The organism is Chamaesiphon sp. OTE_20_metabat_361, assembly GCF_031364565.1.
This window is the reverse complement of record NZ_JANLWO010000283.1, coordinates 1-5,525: the sequence shown is the minus strand read 5'-3', so window position 1 is coordinate 5,525 and position 5,525 is coordinate 1. Positions and strand designations below refer to the sequence as shown.

The following is a 5,525-nucleotide window of genomic DNA, read 5'->3' as shown; positions in this document are numbered from 1 at the left end:
CATGATTTAGATTCCTTGAGAGTATCGCGGACGTCACAATTTGATGCTTTCTCGATCGCCGAGAATTTTGATGGATAATTTGTTCGCTCAACAATATCAATCGTAGTTTAGTCCAAAAGTTTGAGGAAGTTGTGAGGATCGATCCCAAATAGCGATATTTGCCAGCGTAACAGGACACCAACTTAGGCGTTACACTAACTTAAAATATGTGCCTAAAAATAATTAGATGGTGCAACTCATTGATTGCACCGCCTAATTATGCCCACGCTCGACACAGATCGCTCTCGATCGTCAATGATTAATGATTAATTATTAATCATCCATTGACTTCAATTCTTCGTTAAGTCTTGCTGGTTCGACTTCGACGACTTCGACTTCGACAACTTCGACTTCGACCAAGGGCACACTCACCGTTTGCGGGAGTTTCAACGGGATTGCTAGCGGTTGCTGTTCGGGAATCGTCAGCGGTGTTTCGAGCCAATAACTAGCGGTGGGAATCGTCCGCTCCAAGTCTTCTAACGGTCTGGGTATTACCATGATCGAGCGCAATTCCCCGATCCGTTCGGCGGCTGACATGCCGACATCCAACGCGATCGTCACATTGGAAACCGTGCCGCGAATAATCGCCGTACAAAATCCAGCACCAGTTTTTTCATAGCCAGCCACATACACATCGGCAGTTTTGAGCATCGCATCCATCGCCCCTACCATCGGCGGAAAACCTCTGGTTTCAAGCAACCCGATCGCCAGATTGCGAAGCTTGCTTTTGCCAACAATTTGTGCTAGCATCCGGTCGCTAATTGGCAACACGACATTAAGATTTGGAAAGGGACGGGAAATTACTGTTTGGTAAATCAACTCATCCATCTGCTCGGCGACTTCCGCACCAGCAGCGACAGCCAATTTGACATCGGGAAACCGACCGCGAATCACCGCCGTACAATAGCCACCCCCAATCTTTTCGTAACCCACTAAAGTGACTGCGGCAGATTTGATCATCATATCTGCCGTTCCTACCATAGCCGGAAAGCTACGAGTAGATATTAACCCGATGGCACTTTCAGCATGAATATTGGACATCGCTGGCTGTAAAGGCTCCCCCAAGGGTGAATTTAGTGGATAGTGGATAGTGGATCGCGAAATCGTGCCTGAAACCCGAGCGGTGGGCACTACCCACCAGCTATGTTTAGCCCACCACCAGCTAGGTTTAGCGGAAACTATCGGAAGCTGACGGCTGTTAAAATTGTCTCGATTCTCAACAAGATCTTAGTGAGAATCGAATCGCTCGATCGCGAAATACTAATTAAATCGACCCTCAACTTGAGCGCGAAATTCTTCGACTTCTTCAGTATAACCAATTGGTAGAATTCGCTCAACGTTCGGATGTGGGCGTGGAATGATTACCCAGGATTCCAATGTCCCACCATAGACTTTCTCGACGACATCGATCCCAGCCGCCATTGCTTGTTTGACTTCGGAGACATCGCCCCGAACATTGACGGTAAATCGTGCCGAACCAGCCCTAAGATAACCGACTAGTGTGACGCGTCCGGCTTTGAGCATCGCATCAGCAGCAGCTAAGACGGCAGGAAAACCCTTGGTCTCGATCGAACCAACCGCTTGTTGAGAACTCATTGAATCAGCCATTAAAAATATCCTCCATAAATACTATTAAACTATCGATCGTCAGCACTTATTGACCCCCACGATCTGCCACTATCCACTATCCACTAAATTCACACCCAGAAATCTCGCGAAGCTTCCGTATAGTGAATCGGCATGATACTATCGACATTTTCGGGTGGATTGGGGATAATGTAGTGACTGATAATCGTACCGCGCTTGGTCGCTTCACCAGCAATCACCCCCGCCGCCACTGCTTGCTCGACAGCGGACACCGTACCGCGTACGGCAATGATAAACTCCGCCCGCTCGGCTAAGCCATAGTAGACTAATGTCACATTGCCAGCTTTGAGCATCGCATCAGCCGCAGCCAATACAGGCGGAAATCCATCAGTTTCGATCGTCCCGACAGCCTGACGAGAACTGCGCTCCTTAGCCATTAGCCATCTCCTCTTCGCTAAATTACCGTTATCTCTTGCGGCTTGGCGGTAGAGACAGCGCCCAATTGAGTGTCAGCTCGTCGCTGGAGCACACACTAACTAGTTGCTATCTCTACCGCTGCGGCGTTACCTGGTACTAACCTTAGTCGAGCCAGCCGATATCGGTATTAGCACGACGGCGAGCGGTTTCTTCTCGGGATTCTGTGGGGCGAGCGGTAATGGACGCATTGGATCTGCTGGTATCTTTCTTGACTAGCGCTGCGCTTTTGCCTTTGGCGGGAGCTTGTGACTGTTCGGCCAATTTGACGATCGTATCAGCTTGGGCTTTTAGTTTGGAGTTAAGATCTTCGATCTGTTGCTGAAGCTTAGCTTCACTTTCTTGGACTTTTTTGAGCTGAGCGGCTGTCACGGCATCGTCTTGAGTAGGTGTCATATTAATATTTGTAGAAGGAGTTGGGTTTGGCTCGGGATCTGGATTCCGAGCGGGTATCACCAATGGTTGCTGCATTTCTTGTCGCAACACATCAGATGCTGACGGTCGTTTTTTTCTAATCGGCATATTTAGCTCCAATCTGTCCAGATTTCATTAACTACACAGCGATAGTCTGCTGCCGCAGGTGCGGCGGCTTGACCTTTGTATTGACTGATGGGTAAGCCTGCCATCGCCGCTCGTTCGTGAATTTTCAAATTCCGAATTACTGTATAATAAACCGGAATTTGACACTGTAAGAGAGTTTGTTGGGCTTCTTGAGCTTCTTTCAAACCACGAGAGTTGACTTTCGTCAGGAGGACGCGATGGGCAATCTGGGAGGGAATCACTACCTGTCTGACCGTGCGAATCAATGCCGCCAGATCCATTGGTGCGGGGGGAGTTGGCAGCACTAAATAGTCTGCCACTGGCATAATCGCCGCCAACGCAATCGAATCTAGGGCGGGTGGCATATCGACAACGACGATATCATAATCCGACCATTGTTTGCGGCTGACGCCAGTAAAATCGGTTAAAACCTTAGTCTCAAAGCCTAAGTTGTGACCTTCAGATTGCTTAATCCACCAACTTGCCGAGCCTTGCGGATCGGCATCGACCAATAAGACGCGATGGTGTTCGGCAAAGATAGCTGCTAAATTTACTGCCGTGGTGGTTTTACCCACACCACCTTTACCGTTTAAAACAATCGTAATCTTGGTGGTCGTGAGTTTTGGTGGTACTGGCACGGTCATGAGGTCAACCATTAGGGAACAGATGGCGTTTGAGTCGATCGAAGTTGGCGCGTCCGGCGACGGATTTGACTGCATTGAGGTCGATTTCGATCGTGGCAATTGGTGCGGGCGGTGGTGCCACTGGGGGTTCGACGATCGGTGTATCCCAGGCGTCGGTGGTATCCCAGCCATCGGCAGGGGCACTCTGCGCCACATTAGTTGCAGGTGGTGGGGGTAAATCCGCGTCTACTACTGAGACTTCACCCCGACTGCGATCGCCGATGAGTGAATGAGTGGGAATGACCGCACCTTCTTCAATCTGGGGATCGATCGCGGTCGTACCCGCTCCGATACAGGCATTGGGCGCGATCGTGCCGCTGCCGATAATCAGCACCCCGCGACCCAAACAGACGCCCAGGCAAATATCTAAATTTCCGCCAGCAGCATGGACGATCGTCCCCGCGCCGATACAGACTCCTGCCCCGATCGTAATTCGACTGTTTTCCTCAGCTTGCAGCAAGACTCCAGGCGCGATTGCCGCGCTCGGATCGATCGTGACATTCCCATCCACATGGACGGGAACTACCTCTCTAGATACAGATCGAAACTTAGTTAGCATTAGGAGTTTTCGGAAAAACGGCAAACAGCAACTTACCAGATCGACCGAGCGGGAATGTCAAGCTCAAATCGCAACTTGACACCTCAAGATCTATCGATCTGCTAGCGCCCGATCCCACTTGTGGCTAGTAGCGACTGGAGCCAGCCGGATCTAGTCGATCGAGCGGGCTGTTGTGACGATTAGTGTTTACTGGTAACTTTTTGCCGTTCGCCGATCGTGTTATTTTTGAGGACGTTGAATAATTTCCTCATGAACGCGCCGTCTGGCTTGGCGATCGATGCCGATCAGCCGCACGTATTCACCTTCATGATCCATCAAGCAACTTTCTAATTGCGAGACTGCCTCTTGGAGGCGAGTTGCGGATACAGGTTTACAAGTGTGCCAAGAGCTACTCCGAAACCGTCGGATATCGGCATGTTCGGTGCTAATTTGGTAACTGCTTTCGAGTAAGCGGCGCACGGATGCGACGACTTCAGCACTTAAGGAGGTTTTGACATTGCCACCAACGCTACTACTCGTACTCGAGCCACCGTAAGCGCTACTAAACGAGCTACTGTGGCTACCGCCACTCGTACTCAGGGTAGCTGGCTCACCAGGCTTGTGAATGATGACTTCCATCACGCGCCGACGGGCTTGGGGATCGATGCCGATCATCCGCACGTAGTCGTGTTCGTGGGCGGCAACTAGCTCGCTCAACATCGCTACAGCTTCACCGTCGCGGGTACCTTGGTAGGACGGGCCGCTAGTCCAAGAGGTGGCTCTGTATCGACGCACATCTGCGAACTCGGTGCCGATCCGATAACCCTGACTTAACAGTTGCCGCACTGATTGAGCGACATCACTACCAGCACCAGTTCCATGACCATTGCTGGCAACAGCAGCGGTTTTACCACCATTAATTTTCGCGTTGCTTACTTGAGTCACCGCGCCATCAGGTCGCTGGATCATCAGTTCTAGTACGCGCGATCGAGCAGTGGTATCGATACCCAAAAGTTGGACGTATTCACCTTGATGTTCGTCCAAAATGCTGGCAATGCTACCGAGGACAGTGCCTTCACTGCCTTGGGCGACACTGGCACTCTGCCACGAACCAGTCCGAAAGCGGCGAGCATCGGCATACTCCAAGCCGACCCGGTAGCCTTGGCTCAATAACCGACGAATTTGCTGGCGGACGCTATCACTAATATCACTCATATCTAAGGTTCTCTATTAAATCATTAATAACTTCTGAGTTTAAATTCGGTCTTGTCTAGACCAGATCCAGCCAACATCCTTGGCGGTAAGATTGCCGCTTTGGAGGGATTAATTGTTTTGAAAAGGTGCTTCACATGCGGAGTTTGGTCGGATGGGAAACCCCTCCGTCACCCCATACCCAAGCAACAGGGCCGATCTACTCTTTAAAGAAAAATCTGAAATTCACCTGTAGGTTGGGTTTCGCGGTACTCTCTACCCAACCTACAAAATTATTTTTATTTTTTCAATAAGTCAGCCCTGATACCCAAGCAGGGGGAACCCCTGTTCCCACTGAGCAGGGCACCCGACCGTGCCGCACTTTTCGCTATAGTAATTTCTTATTCAGGAGACATTACGTTTGCTATACGTCAAGTCATTGCCGACCGCCACTGTATCTACGATCGCCACAA

7 protein-coding genes are annotated in these 5,525 nt (G+C 50.4%); all 7 read right to left on the bottom strand.

Going from position 1 to position 5,525, the window contains the following annotated elements; genetic code table 11:
- Positions 1 to 312: 312 nt before the first annotated feature.
- The 7 genes from RMO35_RS08305 to RMO35_RS08275 all read right to left on the bottom strand — a co-directional run bounded on the left by RMO35_RS08305 (position 313) and on the right by RMO35_RS08275 (position 5,076).
- The gene (locus RMO35_RS08305) at positions 313 to 1,080 is read right to left on the bottom strand and encodes a carbon dioxide-concentrating mechanism protein (protein ID WP_309740167.1); all 768 of its coding nucleotides are present in this window, start codon (positions 1,078 to 1,080) and stop codon (positions 313 to 315) included.
- A 219-nt stretch (positions 1,081 to 1,299) separates the two neighbouring features.
- Positions 1,300 to 1,647, bottom strand: coding sequence for a carbon dioxide-concentrating mechanism protein CcmK (locus tag RMO35_RS08300; protein WP_396135050.1), 348 nt, complete (start codon positions 1,645 to 1,647; stop codon positions 1,300 to 1,302).
- Between the two features lie 89 nt (positions 1,648 to 1,736).
- On the bottom strand, positions 1,737 to 2,063 hold the full coding sequence (locus tag RMO35_RS08295; protein WP_309740166.1) for a carbon dioxide-concentrating mechanism protein CcmK: 327 nt from the start codon (positions 2,061 to 2,063) through the stop codon (positions 1,737 to 1,739).
- Between the two features lie 142 nt (positions 2,064 to 2,205).
- Positions 2,206 to 2,622 (bottom strand): hypothetical protein, encoded by a 417-nt coding sequence (locus RMO35_RS08290; protein ID WP_309740165.1) that lies wholly within the window; start codon positions 2,620 to 2,622, stop codon positions 2,206 to 2,208.
- A 2-nt stretch (positions 2,623 to 2,624) separates the two neighbouring features.
- Positions 2,625 to 3,296, bottom strand: a complete 672-nt coding sequence (locus tag RMO35_RS08285) for a ParA family protein (protein ID WP_309740164.1) — start codon at positions 3,294 to 3,296, stop codon at positions 2,625 to 2,627.
- Entirely contained in the window at positions 3,289 to 3,882 is a 594-nt protein-coding gene (locus RMO35_RS08280; protein WP_309740163.1) for a hypothetical protein, read from the bottom strand. Before RMO35_RS08280 ends, RMO35_RS08285 begins: the two co-directional genes overlap by 8 nt.
- A 219-nt stretch (positions 3,883 to 4,101) precedes the next feature.
- A complete protein-coding gene (locus RMO35_RS08275) occupies positions 4,102 to 5,076 on the bottom strand; it encodes a ribulose bisphosphate carboxylase small subunit (RefSeq protein WP_309740161.1) in 975 nt (324 codons plus the stop codon).
- Positions 5,077 to 5,525 lie beyond the last annotated feature (449 nt).

Coding starts and splice junctions, on each gene's coding strand:
- RMO35_RS08305 (WP_309740167.1), bottom strand. CDS start 1,080: ATGTCCAATATTCATGCTGAAAGTGCCATCGGGTTAATATCTACTCGT.
- RMO35_RS08280 (WP_309740163.1), bottom strand. CDS start 3,882: ATGCTAACTAAGTTTCGATCTGTATCTAGAGAGGTAGTTCCCGTCCAT.
- RMO35_RS08295 (WP_309740166.1), bottom strand. CDS start 2,063: ATGGCTAAGGAGCGCAGTTCTCGTCAGGCTGTCGGGACGATCGAAACT.
- RMO35_RS08290 (WP_309740165.1), bottom strand. CDS start 2,622: ATGCCGATTAGAAAAAAACGACCGTCAGCATCTGATGTGTTGCGACAA.
- RMO35_RS08300 (WP_396135050.1), bottom strand. CDS start 1,647: ATGGCTGATTCAATGAGTTCTCAACAAGCGGTTGGTTCGATCGAGACC.
- RMO35_RS08275 (WP_309740161.1), bottom strand. CDS start 5,076: ATGAGTGATATTAGTGATAGCGTCCGCCAGCAAATTCGTCGGTTATTG.
- RMO35_RS08285 (WP_309740164.1), bottom strand. CDS start 3,296: ATGGTTGACCTCATGACCGTGCCAGTACCACCAAAACTCACGACCACC.